The sequence below is a fragment of the Arthrobacter sp. M4 genome (assembly GCF_020251205.1).
GTDB lineage: Bacteria > Actinomycetota > Actinomycetes > Actinomycetales > Micrococcaceae > Arthrobacter.
The window spans coordinates 122,731-146,366 of sequence record NZ_JAIWYX010000001.1; the positions used below are offsets into that span (position 1 = coordinate 122,731).

22 protein-coding genes are annotated in these 23,636 nt (G+C 61.4%); 16 read left to right on the forward strand and 6 right to left on the reverse strand.

Annotated elements, in window-relative coordinates; genetic code table 11:
* Positions 1-3: 3 nt before the first annotated feature.
* On the reverse strand, positions 4-261 hold the full coding sequence (locus tag LD110_RS00620) for a mycoredoxin (RefSeq protein WP_225495610.1): 258 nt from the start codon (positions 259-261) through the stop codon (positions 4-6).
* 141 nt (positions 262-402) lie between these two features.
* On the opposite strand from LD110_RS00620, the gene LD110_RS00625 reads away from it, so the two are divergent.
* On the forward strand, positions 403-1,152 hold the full coding sequence (locus LD110_RS00625; RefSeq protein ID WP_225495611.1) for an SOS response-associated peptidase: 750 nt from the start codon (positions 403-405) through the stop codon (positions 1,150-1,152).
* 33 nt (positions 1,153-1,185) lie between these two features.
* Here LD110_RS00625 and LD110_RS00630 read toward each other — a convergent pair whose 3' ends face one another.
* Both LD110_RS00630 and LD110_RS00635 read right to left on the reverse strand, forming a co-directional pair.
* A complete protein-coding gene (locus tag LD110_RS00630; protein WP_225495613.1) occupies positions 1,186-1,608 on the reverse strand; it encodes a VOC family protein in 423 nt (140 codons plus the stop codon).
* Between the two features lie 66 nt (positions 1,609-1,674).
* Entirely contained in the window at positions 1,675-2,064 is a 390-nt protein-coding gene (locus tag LD110_RS00635) for a hypothetical protein (RefSeq protein WP_225495616.1), read from the reverse strand.
* A 164-nt stretch (positions 2,065-2,228) separates the two neighbouring features.
* Between LD110_RS00635 and LD110_RS00640 the strand changes: the two genes are divergently transcribed.
* The 6 genes from LD110_RS00640 to pdxS all read left to right on the forward strand — a co-directional run bounded on the left by LD110_RS00640 (position 2,229) and on the right by pdxS (position 10,548).
* Positions 2,229-2,576, forward strand: a complete 348-nt coding sequence (locus LD110_RS00640; RefSeq protein ID WP_225495618.1) for a DUF6504 family protein — start codon at positions 2,229-2,231, stop codon at positions 2,574-2,576.
* 16 nt (positions 2,577-2,592) lie between these two features.
* Complete coding sequence (locus tag LD110_RS00645) at positions 2,593-6,081, forward strand: DNA polymerase III subunit alpha (RefSeq protein ID WP_225495620.1); 3,489 nt, start codon at positions 2,593-2,595, stop codon at positions 6,079-6,081.
* 170 nt (positions 6,082-6,251) lie between these two features.
* On the forward strand, positions 6,252-8,261 hold the full coding sequence (thrS, locus tag LD110_RS00650; RefSeq protein WP_225495622.1) for a threonine--tRNA ligase: 2,010 nt from the start codon (positions 6,252-6,254) through the stop codon (positions 8,259-8,261).
* Between the two features lie 17 nt (positions 8,262-8,278).
* Entirely contained in the window at positions 8,279-8,863 is a 585-nt protein-coding gene (locus tag LD110_RS00655; protein WP_225495624.1) for an HIT domain-containing protein, read from the forward strand.
* The gene (gene pgsA / locus LD110_RS00660) at positions 8,853-9,485 is read left to right on the forward strand and encodes a phosphatidylinositol phosphate synthase (protein WP_225495625.1); all 633 of its coding nucleotides are present in this window, start codon (positions 8,853-8,855) and stop codon (positions 9,483-9,485) included. The genes LD110_RS00655 and pgsA overlap by 11 nt, the downstream gene beginning before the upstream one ends.
* 136 nt (positions 9,486-9,621) lie before the next feature.
* A complete protein-coding gene (gene pdxS / locus LD110_RS00665; RefSeq protein WP_225495626.1) occupies positions 9,622-10,548 on the forward strand; it encodes a pyridoxal 5'-phosphate synthase lyase subunit PdxS in 927 nt (308 codons plus the stop codon).
* A 76-nt stretch (positions 10,549-10,624) separates the two neighbouring features.
* Here the strand turns inward: pdxS and LD110_RS00670 are convergent, their stop codons facing one another.
* Positions 10,625-12,637, reverse strand: a complete 2,013-nt coding sequence (locus LD110_RS00670) for a M3 family metallopeptidase (RefSeq protein WP_225495627.1) — start codon at positions 12,635-12,637, stop codon at positions 10,625-10,627.
* Positions 12,638-12,746: 109 nt separating this feature from the next.
* Here LD110_RS00670 and LD110_RS00675 point away from each other — a divergent pair, with 109 nt between their 5' ends.
* Positions 12,747-13,994: a CapA family protein gene (locus LD110_RS00675; RefSeq protein WP_225495629.1), complete on the forward strand. Its 1,248-nt coding sequence runs from the start codon at positions 12,747-12,749 to the stop codon at positions 13,992-13,994.
* 1 nt (position 13,995) lies between these two features.
* Here LD110_RS00675 and LD110_RS00680 read toward each other — a convergent pair whose 3' ends face one another.
* On the reverse strand, positions 13,996-14,736 hold the full coding sequence (locus LD110_RS00680) for a type 1 glutamine amidotransferase (protein WP_225495631.1): 741 nt from the start codon (positions 14,734-14,736) through the stop codon (positions 13,996-13,998).
* Entirely contained in the window at positions 14,733-16,046 is a 1,314-nt protein-coding gene (locus tag LD110_RS00685; RefSeq protein ID WP_225495632.1) for a Mur ligase family protein, read from the reverse strand. Before LD110_RS00685 ends, LD110_RS00680 begins: the two co-directional genes overlap by 4 nt.
* 92 nt (positions 16,047-16,138) lie before the next feature.
* On the opposite strand from LD110_RS00685, the gene pdxT reads away from it, so the two are divergent.
* From pdxT to secF, 8 genes are all read left to right on the forward strand, one after another.
* The gene (gene pdxT, locus LD110_RS00690; RefSeq protein ID WP_225495633.1) at positions 16,139-16,840 is read left to right on the forward strand and encodes a pyridoxal 5'-phosphate synthase glutaminase subunit PdxT; all 702 of its coding nucleotides are present in this window, start codon (positions 16,139-16,141) and stop codon (positions 16,838-16,840) included.
* A 3-nt stretch (positions 16,841-16,843) separates the two neighbouring features.
* The gene (locus tag LD110_RS00695; protein ID WP_225495634.1) at positions 16,844-17,599 is read left to right on the forward strand and encodes a YebC/PmpR family DNA-binding transcriptional regulator; all 756 of its coding nucleotides are present in this window, start codon (positions 16,844-16,846) and stop codon (positions 17,597-17,599) included.
* Between the two features lie 30 nt (positions 17,600-17,629).
* Positions 17,630-18,208, forward strand: a complete 579-nt coding sequence (gene ruvC / locus LD110_RS00700) for a crossover junction endodeoxyribonuclease RuvC (protein WP_225495635.1) — start codon at positions 17,630-17,632, stop codon at positions 18,206-18,208.
* A 70-nt stretch (positions 18,209-18,278) separates the two neighbouring features.
* Entirely contained in the window at positions 18,279-18,923 is a 645-nt protein-coding gene (gene ruvA, locus LD110_RS00705; protein WP_225495636.1) for a Holliday junction branch migration protein RuvA, read from the forward strand.
* A complete protein-coding gene (ruvB, locus tag LD110_RS00710) occupies positions 18,916-19,992 on the forward strand; it encodes a Holliday junction branch migration DNA helicase RuvB (RefSeq protein WP_225495637.1) in 1,077 nt (358 codons plus the stop codon). The genes ruvA and ruvB overlap by 8 nt, the downstream gene beginning before the upstream one ends.
* 220 nt (positions 19,993-20,212) lie before the next feature.
* Positions 20,213-20,626 (forward strand): preprotein translocase subunit YajC, encoded by a 414-nt coding sequence (gene yajC, locus LD110_RS00715; RefSeq protein WP_225495638.1) that lies wholly within the window; start codon positions 20,213-20,215, stop codon positions 20,624-20,626.
* Between the two features lie 109 nt (positions 20,627-20,735).
* The gene (gene secD, locus LD110_RS00720; protein ID WP_225495639.1) at positions 20,736-22,487 is read left to right on the forward strand and encodes a protein translocase subunit SecD; all 1,752 of its coding nucleotides are present in this window, start codon (positions 20,736-20,738) and stop codon (positions 22,485-22,487) included.
* The gene (gene secF / locus LD110_RS00725; RefSeq protein WP_225495640.1) at positions 22,488-23,540 is read left to right on the forward strand and encodes a protein translocase subunit SecF; all 1,053 of its coding nucleotides are present in this window, start codon (positions 22,488-22,490) and stop codon (positions 23,538-23,540) included.
* The last annotated feature ends 96 nt before the right edge of the window (positions 23,541-23,636 follow it).

Below are 23,636 nucleotides of genomic sequence, written 5' to 3' on the forward strand. Positions count from 1 at the left end.
TTGTTAGGCTGCCAGGCGGGACTTGACCTCGGCTGCCGAGGGGTTGGTGGCCGCTGATCCATCCGGGAACAATACCGTGGGCACGGTACGGTTGCCGCCGTTGATCTTCTCCACGATTTCGGCCGTACCGTCGACCTCTTCGATGTTGATCTCGTTGTAGCCGATACCATGGGCGTCGAGCTGCTTCTTCAACCGGGTGCAGTAGCCGCACCAGGTGGTCGAGAACATGGTGATCGTGCCGGTTTCGGGGGTGAAGTCCACGTAGGCCTCCTGTCATTAGTCGAGTGGAACCATTCCGCACAACGGTAGCGCGTCGCCCGGCATTCCTTCCCATGGACGTGTCACATGACACTCCGGGAGCCGCACTGTTGCCTTTCGGGCATTTGGCGGCAGACTGGGAGCATGTGCGGACGTTACGTAATGGCCCGGGCCGTCGGGGACCTGCTGGCCGATTTTGATGCCGAGCTCGAACGGGAACTGGACGTGGAGAAGTCGTGGAACGTCGCGCCGACTGATCCTGTCCCTATTGTCCTGGAACGGCTTGTCGACGGGACGCCCAAGCGGCAATTGCATGTTGCACGGTGGGGTCTGGTTCCGTCCTGGGCCAAGGACCCCAGCGGAGGGGCCAGGCTGATTAATGCCCGGAGCGAGACGCTCTTGGAGAAGCCTTCATTCAAGAAGGCCGTGCTGTCGCGCCGCTGCGCCGTTCCCGCCGACGGTTACTACGAATGGAAAAAGGGCGAGGGCAAGAGCAAGCAGCCCTACTACGTGCATGCGAAGGACGGTTCGGCACTGGCATTCGCCGGCCTCTACGAATGGTGGAGGGACCCCACCAAGGAAGAAGGGGATCCTTCACGCTGGTTGCTGTCCACGTCGATCGTCACCGCTGATACCCCAACGGCCAGCGCTGCGGACTCCGTGTTCGACGAACTCACGGCCCTGCATGACAGGGTGCCGCTGCCGATGAGCCGCAGCACTATGGAAGCGTGGCTTGACCCCAAGGTCGACGACGCTGCCGGCCTTGTCGACTTGGTCCGCTCCGGTGCCCATGATGCCGCCGCAGCTTGGACGCTCGACGCGGTGGGGGCCGCCGTCGGGAACGTCCGTAACAATGGTCCCGAGCTCATCGAACCTGTGGAGGGCCTCTTCTAGTCGTCGCCCTGAGGGGCGGCTCGCGGCCACTGTCTAGACGGTGACGCCTCCGTCGTCGGCCACAGTCCACGTCGGGTTAAAGGCGACTTCCCAGCGGAAGCCGTCCGGGTCAGCGAAGTATCCAGTATAGCCGCCCCAAGGCTGCTTCCTGGGCGTGGAAACGATGAGGGCCCCCGCCGCCTTGGCCTGGGCCATGGTGCGGTCGACGTCGTCCGGGCTGGTGACGTTATGGCTCAGCGTGATGCATGGTACGCCTGAAGGCGGATCGACGGCGGCTTCTTCCTCCATCTGCGCTACGTTCCACAGGGACAGAATCAGGCCGTGATTGGCCTGGATGAAGACAACGTCGTCTTCGTGCTCCCGGTGGACCGGCCAGCCAAGGCCTTCTACGTAAAAGCGGCGGGAAATTGCTACATCCCGCACGCCCAATGAAATGAAGTCAACTCTCGGCTGCATGGTCCGATACTGGCACACGGGTGATCGTGCATGTAACCCCGTGGCTGTTGGACCTGGCCTGGAAGCCTAAAGGGTCTCGGCAACCGTGACGCCGGACTGGAATTCCCGTCCGTCGCAGTCGCTAAAGGCGGTCATGAGGTGGCCTTCGCCGAGGCCATTGATAGCGGAGAGGGGGAAGTGCCCGGTGATGGTGCTGCCTGAGTGCTCGACGCCACTGAGGTCGTAGTTTTCCTCAGTGCCTTGGTCGTGGTTGAAGCAGTAGAACGCGATTGCTTCGCCGTTCATGAATTCGATGCCGAGGCGCCGTTGGGACGAATGGTCCGGCGTGGCGGCAACAAGGCCCACGACGAAGGCGCCCGTTCCCGGGATGTTCCCCTCGATGTCAAACCTTGCCACCAGTGTCGATTCTTCAGCGGAGATGCTGGCCTGCTTCAGGATTGCGTCTTGGGTATCCATGGCACAATCCTGCTCTCTGGCGTCCCTCCCGTCCACCCCTCACCTAGGTTTTGTCAGGCCGCGGGAGTAGACTGATTACATTCGAATATTTATTCGAATTTTTCTGGGCAGGGTCGAAGCAACGCAGGAACTTTGAACAGTTCATCGGGATCTGGAGGTCATGGGTGGGGGTGTTCAGTGAGTCCGTGGAGGTCGTCTGCAATCAGGCCGGCCAACCAATGAGGCTGCGCTGGAACGGCCAGGACTATGAGGTGCAGGGCGAACCTTTGCGCTGGTATGAACGCAGGCAGTGGTGGGCGGAGGAGCGCAGGGCACCCCTTGGCAGTGGGGCAGGGCTGGTCGACCATGAGATTTGGCGCGTGCAGGTTGGCCTGCAAGGAAATGACGGGCGTGGCGTTTCCCGGAGTGGTTTGACTTTGGACCTCGTGAGACACGTGGGCAGCGGGCGGTGGCGTCTGCTGAGGATCCATGATGCCCTGCGTTCAAATTCCTCCGAACCTCGCACGGCTTGAACCAACGGATCCTTCGATGAGCTTCACCCATTTGCATGTATCCACTGCCTTCAGCGCCCACTACGGTGTGTCCTGGCCCGATGAGCTAGCCCAGGCCGCTGCATCGCACGGCGCTACGGCATTAGCCTGCACCGACCGAGACGGCCTGTATGGGACAGTCAAGCACCTCAAGGCGTGCATGGATGCCGGCGTGGATCCCATAGTTGGCGTTGACCTTGCAGTATTTGACGACGACGGCGACCATCGCACCCAAGTGGCGGGCCGCGTCGTCATACTCGCCCACGGACATACCGGCGGAGCCGGATATAGAGCGCTATGCCGGCTGGTTTCCGACGCCCATGCCCGTACTTCGGGTAAAGCAGGGGGAGTTGTCCCAGTTGCCGTCACACGGGCAGAGCTGGCTTCACGAACGTTGCATCCGGAGACCCTCAAGCCAGTGCTGACTGTGCTCATCGGACCCCAGTCCGATGTTGGCCTCGCAATGGGCGGGAGGAAGTATCTTAGGCCGAGGACCTTGTTCAAGCGTTGGATCGACGCAATGCCTCCAAAGACCCTGGCCACCGAGATTGTTACCCACTTAACCCCTCCCGGTGAGGCGTTGAGTACTGCCCATGCTGTCAGGATGCTCAAGCTGGCTGAGGAATTCGGAGTTCCGGCGGTACTGAGCAATGCAGTAAGGTACGTGGCTGAAGACGGCGCTCCCACTGCCGATGTGCTAGATGCTGCACGAACCCTGAAGTCCCTTCCTGAACTGTCGGCGGCCCCGCTGCTGCAGCCTAATGGCCAGGCGTGGCTCAAATCTCCCGAGGACATGAATCAGCTGGGGAAGGAGATTATGGCCTCTGCAGGCTACGGCGCCAGGGAACTGACCACCCTCATGGCCAACACGGAAGCGCTGGCTGACGCCTGCAGGATGGACCCGGTAAAGGACATGGGCTGGAAGCAGCCAGTGGTGCCGGAGGCGTCGGTCATTGGGATTTCAGGTGATCCATTGGTGGAGCTTACGCAAAGATGCGAAGCAGGAATTGGCAGAAGGTTCCCCGGGATTAGCGGTGAGGCTGAACGCAGAATGAGATCCCGCCTTGAGCATGAACTCCGGATTATCGGCAATTTGGGGTTCGCGTCGTATTTCCTGACCGTAGCGGAAGTTTCCCGCATGATTATCGGAATGGGAGTCAGGTCGGCGGCTCGAGGCTCGGGTGCATCCAGTCTGGTTAACTACCTCATCGATGTCAGCCACGTTGACCCATTGCGACACGATCTCATCTTCGAACGGTTCCTTTCACGGGACCGGTCTACGTTGCCGGATATAGACATCGACGTTGAAAGCGCCGAGCGCCACAATGTGTACCGCAAAATATTCGAGCGCTTTGGAGCTGAGCGAGTCACTCTTATGAGCATGCAGAACGGTTACCGGGCGCGTGGAGCCGTTCGTGATGCCGGCCTTGCCCTTGGGATGGATGAGCATGAAATAGGTGATATTGCTAAGCAATTATGGCGGTTTTCGGCGAGGAAATTCCGTGAAGCGCTCGAGGAGAAACCTGAACTCCGTGAATTCGCCGGCAGGGTGGAGCACAGCGGGGTTGAGGAGAACCATCAGTTAGACCTTCTGGTTGATCTCACCGAACGGCTTGACCGTTTGCCCAGGCATATCTCCATGCACCCCTGCGGGGTGATCCTGGGAGATGTCACACTTCTAGACAGGACGCCAGTCCAACCCAGTGGGCTTGGGCTGCCTATGAGCCAGTTCGACAAGCACGACATGGATCCGATGGGCATGTTGAAACTGGATGTCCTGGGCGTGAGAATGCAAAGCTCCATGGCCTTCGCTGTGAAGGAAGTTGTTCGGATCCATGGATCCAAGGCAGAGGTGACGGCTGCAGGCAAACACCCAATCCAGCAGGATGGAAAAGGGCCCGACTTTATCTCTGACGAGGGCCTGATCGACCTGGACGCTATTCCACTGGACGACGAACCAACCTATGAGTTGATTAGGAGCACTCACACCTTGGGTTGTTTCCAGATCGAATCCCCCGGCCAGCGTGAGCTCGTCGGCAAGATGGCTCCTCGCGAATTCAATGACTTGATCATCGACATTTCCTTGTTCCGGCCCGGTCCCATGAAGTCGGATATGGTTCGTCCTTTCCTGGAGCACAGGCACGGATTCGCGCCGGAGATATATCCCCATCCAGACCTAAAACCATGGCTAAAGGAAACACACGGGGTTACGGTCTTCCACGAACAGATTCTCAGGACCTTCGACGTAATGACTGGGTGTGGACTCGCCAGAGCCGACGAATTCAGACGAGCCCTGGGTGATGAAGTGAAGGAACGGAAAGTAGAGGAATTCTTCAGGCAGGGTGCCAAAGAAAAGAACTACAGCCCTGAGGTTGTCGACAAAGTCTGGACCACCATCAAAGCCTTTGGAAGCTTCGGATTCTGCAAGGCACACGGTGCAGCCTTCGCAGTTCCCACGTATCAATCAGCTTGGCTCAAAGCCCACCATCCAGAGGCCTTCCTGGCCGGATTGTGGGAGCACGACCCTGGAATGTACCCCAAACGGCTGCTTGTAGCGGAAGCTCGGCGTATGGGAATCCCGATCCTTCCGCTGGACATCAACAAGAGCCAAGCCGAATACCGTGTGGAGAAGGTGGAGAGCGGACCTGGCAGGGGGAAGCTGGGGATCAGGTTGAGCCTGAACGGGATTTATGGACTTTCAGGTTCCGAGCTGAAGCGTATTGTCACAGGCCAGCCCTATGACTCATTGGCCGACCTGCGGACACGGGCCCGGGTCAGCAAGCCGAACATTAAGCGGCTGGCCCAGTTGGGGGCCTTTGACTCGCTGCATCGCGGTACTGGCTCGGCTTCGAACCGTGCAGATTTGGTCCAGCATCTCCAACAGCTTCAGAACAAGCCTGTACGCAAAGGACCTGAACCCCTGGAAGGGCAATTGGCATTGCCCATTGGCGATGTGGAACTCGCCAACCTAGCCTCGGAACTGCCTGCTCCGGGCATGGTGGAAAACGTCAGGGCAGAGCTTGACCTCATGGCGGTCGACGTCAGTCAGCACCTCATGGAAAGCCATCGCCCTTTGCTGGACCGCTTGGGTGTCACCACTGCGGACAAACTCCTGGGACTGCGGAATGGCACTGAGGTTCTGGTTGCCGGAGTCAGGGTGGCAACACAGACTCCGCCCATGAGGGGCGGCAGAAGGGTGGTGTTCATCAGCGTCGACGACGGTACAGGCTGCGTTGACAGCGTCTTCTTTCATGAAGCGCAGGAAAAGACTGGGCCTCTATTGTTTGGGACGCGGCTGTTGCTGATTCGAGGCACCACCCGCCGGACAGGTCCTCGCGGTATCAGCCTCAGCGCCAGCATGGCATGGGACCTAAGCCGGATCGAAACCCTTCCGTTTGCCGAATCATCGCAAGCCGCCGAGTTCCAGCTCCCTGGCCCCTTGGACGGCATAGAGCGCAACCTTGCCATCACCGGCCTCGGTAGCTAAACAGTGACCGCATGCACTGTTGTGGCCGCGGTAGGCGGCCAGCGACACACCCGGTGCATGCCTCGCCTGCTTTGGCCGCCCCCAGCACCAGCGGATACGATTGACCGTGGCTGGCTGTGGTCCCCGTACGCCACAAGCTATGAAGCCCGAACTATGAATAGGAGACCCCCGTGTCAGATGCCCAGCAGATCACCCTCATCGTCGATGGCGAAGAGACCAAGGTGACGGAGGGGACCACCGGGGCGGAACTCTTCTTCGAACGCCGCGAGGTTGTTGTGGCCCGCGTCAACGGGGAACTCAAGGACCTCGACCAACGGCTGCCGGAAGGGGCAGAGGTTGAGGGCGTCACCATCGATTCTCCGGACGGGCTCAACGTCCTGCGGCACTCCACCGCCCACGTTATGGCCCAGGCGGTGCAGCAACTGCGGCCTGACGCCAAGCTTGGAATCGGCCCTTACATCACCGACGGTTTCTACTTCGACTTCGACGTCGCCGAACCCTTCACTCCCGAGGACCTGCGCGCCCTCGAAAAGATGATGCTGAAGATCGTGAACCAGAACCAGAAGTTTGTGCGTCGCGTCGTCACCGAGGACGAGGCCCGCGAAGCCATGAAGAATGAGCCTTACAAGCTTGAGCTGCTCGGAAGGAAAAACGACGCCGACGACGCCGGAGAAGGCGTCAACGTCGAGGTCGGCGCCGGTGATATCACCATCTACGACAACGTGGACCGCAAGAGTGGGGACACCATTTGGTGCGACCTATGCCGCGGCCCCCACCTGCCCAACACCAAACTCATCTCCAACGCTTTCGCACTGACCCGGACTTCGGCCGCCTATTGGCTCGGCAACCAAAAGAACCAGCAGTTGCAGCGGATTTACGGAACTGCGTGGCCCACCAAGGAAGACTTGAAGGCCTACCAAGAGCGCATTGCCGAGGCAGAGCGCAGGGACCACCGCAAGCTGGGCGCCGAACTGGACCTGTTCTCCTTCCCTGATGAGCTGGGATCGGGACTTCCGGTGTTCCACCCCAAGGGCGGCATTATCCGGAAAGCCATGGAGGACTATTCCCGCCAGCGGCACGTCGACGCGGGTTACGAGTTCGTGTACACCCCGCATATCACCAAGGGCCACCTGTACGAAATCTCGGGGCACCTCGACTGGTACAAGGACGGCATGTTCCCGGCGATGCATATCGACGCGGAGCACAATGAGGACGGCACGGTCCGCAAGCCCGGCCAGGATTACTACCTGAAGCCGATGAACTGCCCCATGCACAACCTCATTTTCCGCTCGCGCGGACGTTCCTATCGCGAGTTGCCGCTGAGGCTGTTCGAGTTTGGCTCGGTCTACCGTTACGAGAAGTCGGGCGTGGTCCACGGCCTGACCCGCGTCCGGGGCATGACCCAGGACGACGCCCACATCTACTGCACCAAGGAGCAGATGAAGGACGAGCTGACCAACACGCTCAACTTCGTGCTCGGCCTGCTCAAAGACTACGGCCTTGACGACTTCTACCTCGAGCTCTCCACCAAGGACCCGGAAAAGAACGTCGGCTCGGACGAGGTTTGGGAGGAAGCAACCAACACGTTGGCCGAAGTGGCACGCGAGTCCGGCCTTGAACTGGTGCCAGATCCGGGTGGAGCCGCTTTCTACGGACCCAAGATTTCCGTCCAGGCGAAGGACGCGCTGGGACGCACTTGGCAGATGTCCACAATCCAGTTGGACTTCAACCTGCCCGAGCGCTTCGAGCTCGAGTACCAGGCCCCCGACGGCACCCGCCAGCGCCCGGTGATGATCCACCGGGCTCTGTTCGGCTCTGTCGAGCGGTTCATGGGTGTCCTGACCGAGCACTATGCGGGTGCGTTCCCGGCATGGCTGGCGCCGGTCCAGGTGGTTGGGATTCCTGTAGCCGAAGCATTCAACGACTACATGTTCGATGTCGTCGATCAGCTTAAGGCCGCAGGCATCCGGGCCGAGGTGGACATTTCGTCCGACCGGTTCCCCAAGAAAATTCGAAACGCCAGCAAGGACAAGATTCCGTTTGTCCTGATTGCTGGTGGCGAGGACGCCGAGGCTGGCGCCGTGTCGTTCCGCTTCCGCGACGGCAGCCAGGACAACGGCATCGCCGTTGAAGAGGCGGTCCGGCGGATCGTGGATGCGGTTCGGAACCGCGAGAGCTAACGGAACAGGAACTTTGCGTGGAGGAGAACAGGGGAGCAGGCTATCCGGGAGACGCCGAAGTAGCCGATGATTTTCGGTTGGCCGGAGTCCCGGACGCCTTCCAGCGCCTGTGGACGCCGCACCGCATGGCTTACATCAAGGGCGGACAAAACCAGTTCAGCGACGACGACTGCCCGTTCTGCGTTGCGCCGTCCCGAACAGACGAAGAGTCCCTCATCGTGTACCGCGGGCGGACCTGCTACGTGGTGCTCAACCTGTTCCCTTACAACCCTGGCCATCTGCTGGTGTGCCCCTACCGCCACGTACCGGACTACACGGACATCACGTCAGAGGAAACCGCGGAGTTCGCCGAGCTTACGCAGACCGCCATGCGTGTCCTCCGGAAAGTAGCAAACCCCAGTGGCTTTAACCTCGGCATGAACCAAGGAGTCACGGGCGGGGCAGGCATCGCCGCGCACCTCCACCAGCACGTTGTGCCGCGTTGGGGTGGGGACGGAAACTTCTTCCCGATAATCGCCCAGACCAAGGCCATCACGCAGACACTCGACGAAGTGCGACGCCAAGTTGCAGAGGCCTGGCCCGGGGAGTCGGATGCTCAATAAGCATGCCCGCGGGTTTTTCACCGCGCTGTTTTCGCCGCTGGCCCGCTGGCTGCTGAAATCCGGAATCACGCCGGATAACGTCACCGTTGTTGGTACTGCGGGTGTGGTCCTCGGAGCCTTGGTGCTGTATCCCATGGGGCAGCTGTTCTGGGGCACCATCGTGGTGGCTGTGTTCGCGTTCTCCGACGTGCTGGACGGCATCATGGCCCGCATGCAGGGACCGTCTGGACGATGGGGCAATTTCCTGGATTCCACCCTGGATAGAGTCGCGGACGGATCGATTTTCGCCGGCCTCGCTATTTGGCTCTTCACCGGGGGTGGGAACCGCACCGCTGCTTTTGCCGCGATGGTGTGCCTGGTCCTTGGCATGGTGGTTTCGTATGCCCGGGCTAAGGCGGAGTCGCTTGGCTTCCACGCGAGTGTGGGTATTGCCGAACGTGCCGAACGCCTGGTGTCGGTCCTCACCGTCACCGGGCTTACCGGATTGGGCCTCCCGGACGTCGTCCTGACCGTAGTTTTGGTGCTGCTCAGCGTTGCAAGTTTCGTCACGATTGTGCAGCGGATCACAACCGTGCGCCGCCAGGCGGTGGAGAACATCGACGGCGGGACTACAGTCGCTTGACGGGTTCGGGCCGCGGCTCGCAGGGGACTAGTATTAGGAATACTTGGTCAATGGATCTGGTCATCCGGTGTGCGCTGAAAGCGGTGAGCCCTTCTGTACCCCGGTGAAGATCTTCTCTCTACCCATAGGGGTTTTTGTGTCTACACCTGATGTAAGCAACGGAGCCGGCTCGGCCGCCAACACGGTCACGGGCAGCAGCCGCGTGAAGCGGGGCATGGCTGAGATGCTCAAGGGCGGCGTCATCATGGACGTCGTCAACGTTGAACAAGCCCGCATTGCCGAGGACGCCGGTGCGGTTGCAGTGATGGCTTTGGAGCGCGTGCCAGCGGATATCCGCGCCCAGGGCGGGGTGTCCCGCATGTCCGACCCTGACATGATTGATTCGATCATTTCAGCCGTGTCCATCCCGGTGATGGCCAAAGCCCGCATCGGCCACTTTGTCGAGGCGCAGGTCCTGCAGTCCCTCGGCGTCGACTACATCGACGAGTCCGAGGTCCTGACCCCGGCCGACTACACCAACCACATCGACAAGTGGAACTTCACCGTTCCCTTCGTCTGCGGTGCCACCAACTTGGGCGAGGCGCTGCGCCGGATCAACGAGGGCGCGGCGATGATCCGCTCCAAGGGCGAGGCCGGCACGGGCGACGTTTCCAACGCCACCACACACATGCGGCAGATCCGTGCGGAGATCAAGAAGCTGACCTCCATGCCGGAGGACGAGCTGTACGTCGCGGCGAAGGAGCTGCAGGCCCCGTACGAGCTGGTCAAGGAAGTTGCCCAGACCGGCAAGCTCCCGGTAGTGCTCTTCACCGCGGGCGGCATCGCTACCCCGGCCGACGCTGCCATGATGATGCAGCTGGGCGCAGACGGCGTGTTCGTCGGCTCGGGCATCTTCAAGTCCGGAAACCCGGCCCAGCGTGCGGCCGCCGTCGTGAAGGCCACCACGTTCTTCGATGACCCGGACATGATCGCCAAGGTCTCCCGCGGCCTGGGCGAAGCCATGGTCGGCATCAACGTCGACGAGATCCCGCAGCCGCACCGCCTCGCAGAACGCGGCTGGTAGCGAGCGCGCACATCAAGTGCACTACGGCGGCCGGTCACCCCAACAGGTGGCCGGCCGCCGTCGTACTGTCCGGCAGTCAGCCGAGGCCGCGGCGTTTCAGTAGTGGCCCGATGTCGGCGTCGCGGCCACGGAAGGCCCGGAAGGACTCCAAGGGGTCCCTGCTGTTTCCCCGCGACAATAGTTCTTTGCGGAAGAAATCCCCGTTAGCACGACTTAGGCCGCCTTGCTCTTTGAACCACTCCACGGTGTCGGCGTCCAGAACTTCGCTCCAAATGTAGGAGTAGTAGCCCGCAGCGTATCCAGTGCCGGCAAAAATGTGTTGGAAGTAGCCTGTCCGGTAACGAGGCGGAATCAGGGGATGGGCCACGCCGGCGTCCGCCAACGCTTTGGCCTCAAATTCGACGGCGTCGGCCGGCGCGGAGTCGACGTCCAGTACGTGCCACGCAAGGTCCAGCAGGGCTGCGCCCAGATACTCCGTTGTAGCGAAACCCTCGCCCCATAGCCTTGACTCTTCCAGTCGATCGACAAGCTCCTGCGGAAGCCGCTCGCCCGTTGCGTGGTGCCGGGCGTAGTTGTTCAGGATCTCCGGCCAGAACATCCACATTTCATTGACCTGGGAAGGATATTCGACGAAGTCCCTAGGGACGGATGTTCCCGAGAATCTGGGAAAAGTGACATCTGACAGGAGACCGTGCAGGGCATGGCCGAATTCATGAAAGGCCGTTCTTACCTCATCCAATGTCAGGAGTGTCGGCTCCCCAAGCGGCGGCTTCGAGATATTGAGGTTATTGACCACAACGGCACGCGTCCCCAGCAACCTCGACTGGTGGACCAGGGAATTCATCCATGCACCGCCGCGTTTGGACTCGCGGGCATAGTAGTCGCCTAGGAATAGACCCATCTCGTTGCCGTCTGCGTCCCTGACCTCCCACACGCGGACATCGGGATGGTAGCCCTGCAGCTCGTTCCGTTCAGTGAACGTGACCCCATAGAGGGCAGTCGCCGCATGGAAGACTCCGTCCTTGAGGACCCGATCGAGCTCAAAGTACTGGCGGAGTTCCTGTTCATCAACGGAGTAACGGTCCCGCTTGACCTGTGCCGAGTAATAAGCCCAGTCCCAGGCTTCCACTTGGAATCCTGCCGACTCTGCGAGTACTTCGGCCTCGTTGTCAGCGTTTCGTATTGCCGCTGTGGCCAGGCTGCCCAGCATTTCCTGCACCGCGGCGACATCCGGGGCCGTCTGCCTGTCGACGGATAACTCCGCGTAACTGCCGAACCCAAGCAGCGCAGCTTTCTCTGCGCGTAGCCGGGCCATGGACTTTGCGAGGCTCAAAACGTCCAGGCTGCCCCCGTCGCTTCCGCGTCCTGTAGAGGCCTCGAACAGTCGACGCCGTACTTCCCGATTTTCCAACGTTGCCAGGGCAGGCTGGCTGCTGGGCAGGATGAGCGTCAGCAGGAACTTGCCATCGTGCCCCGCCTCGTGGGCAGCTTGTGCCGCCACAGCAATTTCGTCTTCGCTGAGGCCGTTGAGTTTCTCAACATGGTCCAGGAGTAAGCCGGAGTCCTTCATGGCGTGTTTGACCCGTTGCCCGAATTCTGTGCCGAGGGAAGCCAACTCCGCGTTCACTGCCCGCAACCGTTCCTGCTGCTCGTTGTCCAACTGCACGCCTGACTGGCGAAACTCCTTAAGGTACTCCTCCACAAGCCGAACGGCGTCAGCGGGCAGTCCGGAGGTATCAATCGCCGCGAAGCGCTCAAACAGGGCCCTGTTCATATAGACGGCATCGTCATGGGCCGCAAAGCGTGGGGACAACTCGGTTTCAAGGGCCCGGATGCCATCTGTCGCGTGGGAAGAGACCAAGGTGAAAAAGGAGGCGGTAGCCCGGTCCAGCAGTCGGCCCGAACTTTCCATGGCGACAGCCGTATTGTCGAAAGTGGCCGGTTCCGGGTTGCCCACTATGGCCTGAATCTCCGCAAGATGGTCCGCCAGGCCCTTCTCGATAGCGTCCTTGTAATGGGATTCCTCGATGGCCGCGAAGGGCGGCAAGGCGAAGGGCAGGGGACTGGGGGTGAGTAGGGGGTTCGGCATGGCACAACACTTTCATGGGCCCAACGGCATCTCAATGACCAGCAGCGGGGCGGCGAGTGCCCGTGTCCCTGAACCGCGATTGCGCGCCGGACGCCATAGGATTGCGATCATGGGGCGCCAACTCACCAGATTCCTGTTTCGCACTGCAACTGCCTGCACGGCGGTGGCATTGGCGTTGGCGGCAACGTCATGCGGTGTCCTTGGCGGCCAAAATAACAACACAGGATCGCCTTCAGCTACACAGGCGACGGTGTCCGTTTCGCCGTCCCCAACTCCTACGCCCACTCCCACACCGACTCCGGGCGTCGGCCCTGCCTGCAAGACACTCCGCTGCACCTCGGTGCTCGTCACAGGCGACATGCTGGTGCATGCCCAACTGTGGCAGCAAGCCCGTGAGGATGCCGCTGCTGCAGGCCAGCCGGGATACAACTTCGTGCCGCTGCTCGAGGGACAGCGCCGCTACATCCAGCGCAGCGACTTAGCTATTTGCCATCAGGAGACGCCTGTCGCCGGACCTGCAGGACCGTTCTCTGCCTATCCCTCATTTAACGTCCCGCCACAAATCACCACAGCCTCCAAGAACCTTGGCTACAAAGCCTGCACAACGGCAAGCAACCACACCATCGACCGGGGCACAGAGGGCTTGGTGCGGACGTTGGACACCCTGGATGCAGCAGGGCTGCAGCACACGGGGTCATATCGAACAGAGGCCGATTCCCAGGGCATCCTCATGCTGAAGACGGATGCTGCCACGATCGCCGTGATCGCCGGCGCCTATGGATTGAATGGCCTGACCCCCGAATACCCGTGGCAGGTGGACATGCTGGACCCGGCTGTGATGATCCAGAAAGCCCGGAAAGCACGGTCCCTTGGAGCGGACATCGTATTGGGCGTCATGCACGCCGGTGACGAATATTCTTCAGAGGCCAACGCGCAGCAGACAGAAGTGGCGCATGCCTTGGTGGACAGCGGCCAGTTCACTATGGTTTACGGCCACCACACGCATTCCGTCCTGCCAATCGAAAACTACAAGGGCACGTGGATCGTCTACGGGTTGGGCAACGGAATCACGGAGCTTTCACCGTGGTACGTGGTCAACAACGAGGGCTTGCTGGTCCGTGCGCAGTTTAGCCAGGACGCCGCCGGCGGCTGGAAGGCCACCGACCTCGCGTGGGCGCCGTCACTCATCGTCCGTGGTCCCTACCGCTGGTGCTCGGTGGCCAGCGACAAACCCCAAGGGGTGTGTGCCTCACCCGCAGCGGACGCGGCAACCTATCAGCGCACCAAGAGCGTGGTGGAATCAATGGGTGCCGCCACCGCTGGGGCACACGAACTCCTCATCACGCAGGAGAAATAACCTAACGGGGTCGGCGGGCTGCGTGGGTACGCGCCAGGTCCGTGAACGTGTCGTCAGGGCTCCCCGGCGTAAAGCTTCCGAACTTCCGCTCAGCTGCGGTGCGGATCAGGAAATCGGCGATTGCGGGGTTCTTTGGCAGCAGTGAACCGTGCAAGTAACTGGCCACCACGTTACGGTGGCGCGCACCTTCATGGCCGTCTTTGCTGTTATTGCCCGCGCCCTTGGTAACGGTGCCCAGGGGCTCGACGCCGGCCCCCAGCTTGGTCTGTCCACTGTGGTTCTCGTAGCCGAGGATCTCGCCAAACTCCGGGGAGTCCAGGCAGACGTTGCCAATGAGGCGCTCGTTGGTTCCATGCGTCTCAACATCCAGGATGCCGATGCCTGGAATTACGGCACCCGAGCTCGTCTTAAAAAACTTCCCAAACAATTGGTAGAGGCCGCAGATCACCAGCATCGGTGTGCCGTCTTCAGCCATGGTCCTGAGGGTCTCGCCCCGGGCCTGCAGGTCATCCTGGATCACCAGCTGCCCGCTGTCCTGGCCGCCACCGCCGAGGATGATGTCCACGTCATCGGGGAAGTCGTCACCCACGTTGTATTCCAATAGCTCCGGCGTATAGCCGTGCCACTTCAGGCGTTGCTGGAGCACCAAGGCATTGCCCCAGTCGCCGTAGATGTTCATCTCCCTGGGATAGAGCTGAAGGACCCGAATGGTGCCTTTGTTCGCCGCAGGCTGTTCGCTCATGAGACCACCTCCACGGCAGTAATTTTGGACAGTTCACGCCTGATGGCCAGCATGGCCGTGTACGTGCAGAAGATTCGTTTCGGCCGACCCGCGGAGGAGGCAATGAAGGCCGCCAGGGCATCGGGAATGTCCGTGTCCACTGAGCCGATTGGGACGTCGTCGTACTGCAGCCGAAGGGCCATGTCGTAGGCGCGGACACCAGTGACCACATCCACGCCGCCGTCCCTCAGCGACTCGAAGTCAACGTCCCACAGCCAGGACATATCCCGCCCGTCGGCGTAGTTGTCATTGATGGCGATCATGGTGGCGTAGCCTTCCGCCGCGAACGACTTGAGGCCCAGCCGGAATCCACTGGGGTTTTTCACCAGGACAAGTTCAAGGGGTTTGCCGTCCACCACCAGGCTCTCACCGCGTCCGAACGCCGGAGCCACCTTGGACAGGGCGGCAATAAGCCGCTCGCCGCCGTCGGGCTTTGCGGTACGTCCGGAGGACGCGACGACGGAGCGCGCAAGGGCCAGCGCGGCAGCGGCGTTGAAGATGTTGTAAACGCCGCGCAAGGTCATCCCGGTGGTGACGGTCCCGCCGTCGAACTCAAAGTCCGCGTCGTCAGGCCCCACGCGGCGGAGGACGACGTCGGCAGCCGGCAACGGCTCAGTCGTTGCCTTGGCGCCTGTCGGGTGGGGAGACGAGGCGGTTGCCCGCATGTCGTCGTCGTTCGGGAACGTGCTGCGTAGCGATTCGTCCAAGCCAAAGTAGACGACTTTTGGTCCGGAAACAGTGGTGGCGATGCGCGCAACGCGCGGATCTTCACGGTTCAGAACCACTGTGCCGGTGGTCTTTTCGGCGATCTTCTGCAGCAGCGTGGCGGTCTTGTCGATTTCGCCGAAACGGTCCAGCTGGTCCCGCAACACGTTAAGCAACAGGCAGAAGCGCGGCGCCACGCGATTAACGAAGTGCACGGCGTGGGCCTCGTCCAGCTCCAGGACGGCGATGTCCGCATCCAGCTTGCCGCCCAGGTCCACCTCGCCCAGCAGGGCAGCGGCCACACCGCGTGTGAAATTGCTTCCTGTGCGATTGGTGAAAACCTTCAGCCCCTGGCTTTCAAGCAGTTCCACCACCATTTTGGTTGTGGTCGTTTTGCCGTTAGTTCCACTGACGACTGCAACACCTAGAGGCACCGTGGCCAGCGTGCGCTCCATAAAACGGGGGTCGATCTTCTCCACCACCAGGCCGGGCAGGGCTGAGCCGCCACCCCGGAGCCTGGACAGTGCACGGACCAGTTTGCCGAGCGGCACGCTGAGGGAAAACATGCTTCGTAATATATCCCAATTGGGGCATGCAACCTTGATGTTGTGCCAGCACACGGCGTGGGCTCAACGCCCGTAAGCACTATGATTGTCCAATGACCAACCCCATTTCCGAAGCTTCGTCGCGCATTGGCGCGGGTCTTCGCATCGGCGTCCTGGCACTCCAGGGAGACTTCCGCGAGCACCTCCATGCCGTGGAGGCCGCTGGCGCCACCGGCGTGGGGGTGCGGCGTCCTTCCGAATTGGACGATGTTGACGGACTCATCATCCCCGGCGGCGAGTCCACAGCCATCGACAAGCTTGCCCGGGCCTTCGAACTGGCTGAGCCGATCAAGAAGCGCATTGACTCAGGGCTGCCCGTTTATGGATCGTGCGCCGGCATGATCCTGCTGGCCAACGAAATCGCCGACCCCGCAACCGACCTCGCCGGCAATCCGCAGCAGACCTTCGGCGGCTTGGACATGACCGTGCGGCGCAATGCATTCGGACGGCAGCGCGAATCCTTCGAAACAGACCTGGATTTCAAGGGGCTCGAGTTTAGTGCCGGTGAATCCGGCGTGGCGCCCGTGCACGCGGTGTTCATCCGCGGTCCCTGGGTTGAGCGCGTTGGCCCAGGGGTCGAGGTGCTGGCGCAGGTGGATCCGCAGCATGTCAGCCAACCGGAAGCTTTGCACGGGGTCGCTAGAATTGTTGCAGTGCGCTCCGGCCGCCTGCTGGCCACCTCCTTCCACCCGGAAGTGACGGGAGAGAAGCGCGTGCATGAACTTTTCATTCGAATGATCAGAGGAGAAGCGTAAAGCATGTCAGGCCACTCCAAATGGGCAACGACCAAGCACAAGAAAGCCGTCATTGACGCCAAACGTGCAAAGTCGTTCGCCAAACTGATCAAGAACATTGAAGTCGCTGCCCGCATGGGTGGCCCGGATCTCGCCGGCAACCCCGCCCTGGAGCTTGCGGTTACCAAGGCAAAGAAGACTTCCGTTCCCAACGACAACATCGACCGCGCCATCAAGCGCGGCGCGGGCCTCACTGGCGAGTCCGTGGACTACACGGAGATCACCTATGAAGCACGTGGTCCCCAGGGCTCCGCGCTGCTCATCGAGTGCCTCACGGACAACAAGAACCGCGCGGCATCCGAGGTGCGGCTGGCAATTTCCCGCAACGGCGGCACCATTGCCGACCCGGGCTCTGTGAGCTACCTCTTCACCCGGAAAGGCGTTGTCAACCTCCCGAAGAACGGCCTCAGCGAAGACGATGTCCTGATGGCCGTGCTTGAAGCTGGCGCGGAAGAAGTCAAGGACGACGGCGACAACTGGCAGATCCTGTCCGAGCCTGGCGACCTGCAGGCCATTCGTGACGCGCTTAACGATGCCAGCATTGAATACGACACGGATGAGGCGGAGTTTGTCCCGTCCATGGAAGTCCAGCTGGACGTCGACGCTGCCAAGAAGTTCCTCAAGCTGGTGGACGCACTTGAAGACCTGGACGATGTCCAGAACGTCTACACCAATGCCGACATGACCGAGGAAGTCCAGGCAGCACTGGAAGCCGAGTAGCACCTTGGCCATAGCATTGGAGGCCCGGAATTGACTCTCCGAGTTTTGGGAGTTGATCCGGGCCTCACTCGGTGCGGCATTGGGGTGGTCGACGTTGAACGCAACCGACGCGCCACCATGGTTGCGGTTGGTGTCGTGGGAACGGCTCCCGACGAAGCACTGGACAGGCGACTCTTAGTTATCGCCAATTCAATCGATGAGTGGCTGGACACCTACGCGCCGGACGTGATCGCTGTAGAGCGGGTGTTTTCCCAGCTCAACGTGAGCACCGTTATGGGCGTCGCCCAGGCCTCCGGGGTTGTCATTGCGGCGGCCGCGAGGCGCGGTATCCCGGTGGCGCTGCACACGCCGTCGGAAGTCAAGGCGGCCGTCACCGGCAGCGGCTCGGCCAATAAGGACGCCGTCACCAAATTGATTACCAAGATCCTCCGCCTGGACTCACCGCCAAAGCCGGCAGACGCTGCCGATGCCCTGGCGTTGGCGGTCACTCATGCCTGGCGCGCCGGCAGCGGTGCTGTGGTGACGACGACGGCGCCCGGCAGCAACGCGATGACCCCTGCTCAGCGGGCTTGGGCAGAAGCTGAGGCAAAGGCGCGCCGCACGCGCTGATTGTCGGCGGTGGTTGCTAGGGTATTCGTAGATATGTTCGACCTGCGAGTAGAGATTCAGGAGCCTGGACTTGATCAGTTTTCTTCGGGGCACAGTGGCGCACCTTGGATTGTCCACTGCCGTCATCGACCTAAACGGTGCAGGCATGAGCGTCTACGCCACGCCCCAAACCCTGGCGCAACTCAGGACCGGCGAGGAAGCCAAGCTGTTTACTTCCTTGATAGTCCGCGAAGACTCGCTGACACTCTTTGGCTTTGCCACTGACGATGAACGCGAAGTTTTTGACGTGTTGTTGAGCGTCAGCGGTGTCGGGCCCAGGCTTGCCCTCGCCGTGCTGGCCGTCCACGATCCAGAGGCGGTCCGGGCGGCAGCCCATACGGGTGATGGAAAGGCATTCACCAAGGTGCCCGGCATCGGCCCCAAGGTAGCTGGCAGGATCGTCCTGGAATTGGCCGGCAAGCTCGTTCCGCACGGAACCGCACAGGGCTCGGCTCCGTCCGCTGTTGACCAAGCCGCCTGGAAGCCGCAGGTTGTTGCCGCAATGACCAGTCTGGGCTGGTCGGAGAAGGACGCATCGGGCAGCATCGACAAGGCCATGGCAGACTCGCCTAAAACAGCCGAGAGCGGCAACGTTGCGGACATTCTTCGCACCACCCTGCGTTGGCTAGGTCAGGATGGCGCCCGCAGCGGGGCCAGGGTAGGAAGCCGTGGCTGAGCAGTCGCTCGTCGCAGGGGGAGAGGAGCCGGAGGAGCGCGCCATTGAGGCGGCCCTTCGCCCTAAGAACCTGCATGACTTTGTGGGCCAGCATCGGGTCCGCAAACAATTGTCGCTGGTACTCGAGGCTTCGAGGATCCGGGGCCGCAGCGCTGACCACGTCCTGCTGTCCGGGCCGCCTGGACTTGGCAAGACCACTCTCGCCATGATCATCGCGGCAGAAATGAACGCCCCGTTGCGGATCAGCAGCGGCCCCGCGATCCAGCACGCCGGAGACCTTGCGGCTATCCTGTCCTCTCTGTCTGAGGGCGAAGTGCTGTTCCTCGACGAGATCCACAGGATGTCGCGACCCGCCGAAGAGATGCTTTACATGGCCATGGAGGATTTCAGGGTCGATATTGTCGTTGGCAAGGGGGCCGGTGCCACCGCCATTCCCCTGGAACTTCCGCCTTTTACGCTGGTTGGGGCCACGACGCGCGCCGGGCTTCTACCGGGGCCACTGAGGGACCGCTTTGGCTTCACCGGGCATTTGGAGTTCTATTCCGTACCGGAGCTGGAGCTGGTGCTGCGCCGTTCCGCCGGCCTGCTTGACCTTAAGGTCAACTCCGCAGGTTTCACGGAAATAGCGGGTCGTTCCCGTGGCACTCCCCGTATTGCCAACCGGCTGCTAAGGCGTGTCCGGGACTGGGCGCTTGTTCACGGGATCGAGCAGATCGACGCCCGGTCCGCGTCGGCGGCCCTGGACATGTATGAAGTCGATCAGCGCGGTCTGGACAGGTTGGACCGTTCAGTGCTGGACGCCTTGATCACCAAGTTCAACGGTGGTCCTGTGGGGTTGTCAACTCTTGCCATTGCTGTGGGCGAGGAACCAGAAACGGTTGAGACCGTGGCGGAGCCTTACCTAGTGCGTGAAGGGCTGCTAGGACGGACTCCGCGGGGGCGAATCGCCATGGCCGCCGCGTGGACACATTTGGGGTACGCAGTTCCTCCGGGACTGTTCGGCCAGGAGACCCTGGACCTGTTTGGCGAGGATGGAAACGAACCGGAGGCGGCCGACGTCGGGCGTTGACGGTTGGCCTGTAGGGCCGCCTTTTCATCTTTTCCCCAGCTTTTCCCTTTAGACTGGTATGACGCTCGGCACGTTCGAGTCTTTGTACCCATGCGCAGCCCCAGGGGACGGCACGTTCAGCGCGGCCGCCCTCGCAAGATCGCGCCGCCGGGTCGAAGGCGGCGCCGCTGCAACCAGCTCGCAAAGTACAAACTCGCAAGTTACAGAACGGAACTTCCCCTTGGATATCACCACGATCCTGCTCTTCGCCCTTCTGGCCGTCTTCGTCTTTATGATGTTTCGGCGAAACAGGAAGGCCCAGCAGCAGCAGGCTGAGATGCAGTCGAAGTTCGCACCCGGAGTGGATGTCATGACCAGCTTTGGGCTGTTCGGCCGAATCATCTCCATTGACGAAGCCGAAAACAAGGTTGTCCTTGAATTGTCGCCGGGCAACCAGGCCACAGTGCACCGTCAGGCAGTGACCAAGGTTGTGGAACCTGCTGAGACTCCGGCGGTTCCGGACGACGCTTCGTCCCTGGCACCGGCCGATGAAACAGCTGCTCCCGAAGCCCAGGGCACCACCGAGCCGGCAACCGGCGAGACCCCTGAGGAGACAGCCAAGCGCCTCAACGACGAGGGCAAGAAGGACAACTAAGCCCACGCCGGAAACCCCGGCCCGGCACCTTTTCCCCGCAACGGATTCGCCGCCGTCGAGCGCAAAACCGCGCGACGGCGGCTGTTCCGCCTCACGAGAAAGACCAACCATGGCACGAACCGGCCCTAAGAACTCTGGGCGCAGAGTACTGATCTGGCTTGGCGCAATCTTCGTTGTACTCACAGGCGTCCTGGCAGGTGGCGTCTTCTCCGGACACGCCAACTGGGCACCAAAGCTCGCACTCGACCTGGAGGGCGGTACCCAGATGATCCTGGCGCCACGGGTCGAGGGCGCGTCGGAAATCAACGAGCAACAGCTCAACCAGGCAGTAGCCATCATCCGACAGCGTGTAGACGGTTCCGGTGTTGCAGAGGCGGAAATCAGCACGCAGTCCGGCCGGAACGTCGTAGTCAGCCTTCCGGGGACCCCATCCTCCGAAACGCGTGCCCTGATCCAGGCATCGGCGGACATGAACTTCCGTCCGGTGATTGTTGCTGCCGATGGGGCAGCGGTTCCGGCAGAGTCCCGCACGCCCGAGGAGCAGCTTCCCAAGCCGACTGCTGCACCCACCAATGCCAGTGACACCAACTGGGTGACGGCGGACATTTACAAGCAGTTCGAAGCGTTGGATTGCAGCAAGCTCGGGGACCGGAGCCAGCGCTCGGACCCGGCCAAGCCACTGGTTACGTGTGAGCCGGCCACCGCTGATGCACCGGCAGTCAAGTACATCCTTGGGCCCGTCGAGGTCAAAGGCCAGGACATCGCGTCTTCGTCCTTCGACCCAGTCCAGGGCGCACAGGGGTCGGTCACCAACGCGTGGGGCGTCACCATCACCTTCAACTCCTCCGCCACAGGAAAGTTCAAGGAAGTTACTGAGCGGCTCCACGGCTTCTATACGGCAGCACAGGCCCAGGGCACCAACGACCCCAAGTCGCAGTTCGCCATCGTCCTGGATGACAAGGTCATCTCGGCGCCGCGTGCGCTGGCGGTCATCACAGACGGCCGCCCGCAGATCACGGGCAACTTCACGCAACAGTCGGCCAAGGCCCTGTCAGAGCAACTGCGTTACGGCGCCCTTCCCATCAGCTTCGAAATCCAATCGGAAGAGCAGATCTCGGCCACGCTCGGTGGAGACCAGCTCCGCATGGGTCTGCTGGCCGGCATGATCGGCCTGCTGCTGGTTGTGGTCTACTCGCTGTTCCAATACCGGGCGCTGGGCTTTGTCACCATTGCCTCGCTGGTAGTTGCAGGTGGTCTCACATATCTGGCCATCGCCATCCTGGGCTGGACCGAGAACTATCGGCTTTCCCTGGCTGGTGTCGCCGGTCTGATTGTGGCCATCGGTCAAACGGCTGACTCGTTCATCGTGTACTTCGAGCGCATCCGTGATGAACTCCGCGAAGGTCGCGGCCTGGTCTCCGCCGTCGAAAACGGCTGGAAGCGGGCAAAGCGAACAGTCCTTGCCTCCAAGGCAGTCAACCTGCTGGCCGCCCTTGTCCTCTATTTCGTCGCCGTTGGAAACGTGCGGGGCTTCGCGTTCACGCTGGGCCTGACTGCGGTGGCTGACCTCATTGTGGTCTTTATGTTCACCCACCCAACCCTGCAGGTGCTTGCACGGACAAGGTTCTTCGGTGAGGGCCACCGGTTCTCGGGCCTCGACCCCAAGCGCCTTGGTGCCATCCCGCTTTACCGCGGGGCCGGGCGACTGCGGACGCCGGATGAAAAGCCGGTTGCAGTCCGTGGACGCAACAGTGGTGCTGCCGCAGAGGCGGCCCGCCGCATGACGATCGCCGAACGCAGGCTCGCCGAAAAACAGGGACAGCTCACGGGCACGTCCAACGGGGCCAAGGAGAACAAGTAGATGATCAGCTTCGCGACATTCGGCAACGAACTTTACACAGGCAAACGCTCGTATGACTTTGTTGGCGCCAAGAAGATCTGGTTCCTCATCGCTGGCGCCGCCGTTTTGCTGTCGATTCTGCTCCCCCTTGTGAAGGGCGGTTTCAACCTCGGCATCGAGTTCCGGGGCGGCTCCGAATTCACCGTATCCAACGTCAAGACCGTGGATGCCGGCCTTGGCGAGAAAGCCGTTCACGATGTTGTCCCCGGATCTGTTCCGAGGGTCGCCAACGTGGCAGGCGACACCATGCGTATCCAGACGGACAAGCTCAGCGACGATGAGACCGTCAAGATCAAGGCTGGCCTGGCGGGTGCCTATGGTGTCACCGACAATGAGGTGACGTCCGCGTTCGTTGGCCCTACCTGGGGACAGGACGTCACCAAGCAAGCGCTGATCGGCCTCGCTATTTTCGTGGGACTTGCGGCGGTGCTCATGGCCCTGTATTTCCGGACGTGGAAAATGTCCCTTTCCGCCATCGGGGGCATGGTGGTCACCATGTTCACGACCGCGGGCGTTTATTCACTCAGTGATTTTGAGGTCACACCGTCAGCGATCATCGGCTTCCTCACCGTGTTGAGCTACTCGCTCTATGACACGGTGGTGGTGTTCGACAAAATCCGGGAGAACACAGCGGACATCTCATCCTCCACACGCCGGACCTTTGGCGAGGAAGTCAATCTCGCGGTTAACCAAACGTTGGTCCGCTCGATCAACACCATGATGGTGGCTGTGCTTCCGGTCGCCGCGATCCTGTTCATCGGGGCCGGGCTGCTAGGTGCCGGTACCCTTCGGGATCTCTCTTTGGCGCTCTTCGTCGGTATCCTCATCGGAACGGCGGCCACGATTTTTGTGGCAGCACCTATGTACGCCTGGCTCCGACAGGGTGAACCAGAGCTTATTAAGCAGGCGAAGAAGGTGGCCCAGCGGCGCGAGTCCGCACGTTCGGAGGCTGCCTCCACTGCGGGCAATCCGACCAAGTCCGGGCAGCCGGCCACAGGAGCCGCAAAGGCATAGATTCAACTCTTCGGCCCAGAGGGACCGGCAGACGCCACAGCGCCTGCCGGTCCTCTGGCGTTAACCCGTAGCCACTCGTCAGGCGTCATCTGGTCT